1 pseudogene is annotated in these 309 nt (G+C 65.7%); it reads left to right on the forward strand.

Annotated elements, in window-relative coordinates:
- Nucleotides 1-309, forward strand: a pseudogene (locus tag WNE31_RS18460) (calcium-binding protein); the annotation flags it as partial.

The raw sequence follows: 309 nt of genomic DNA on the forward strand, positions 1-309 counted from the left end.
AATATCGAAAGCGTGCGCGGGTCGCGCGATGATGGCGACAGCCTGATCGGCAACAGCGCGGGCAACCGTCTGGACGGGCGCGGCGGCAACGATGTACTGAACGGCGGCATGGGCGACGACACGCTGATCGGGGGTGACGGCTATGACACCGCCCTGTTCGGGGTCGCAACCGGCGACATCAGCGTCCGCGCCGTTGACGGCGGCATCGAGGTCGCGTCCAGCGAAGGCACCGATTTCGTCGAGAACACGGTCGAGGTGCTGCATTTCCTTGACGGGCTGCGGTCTTACTCGGAAGTGGCCGCGCTTGGT

Origin of the sequence: Shimia fortis, from assembly GCF_040225985.1 — a bacterium.
Taxonomy (GTDB): domain Bacteria; phylum Pseudomonadota; class Alphaproteobacteria; order Rhodobacterales; family Rhodobacteraceae; genus Shimia.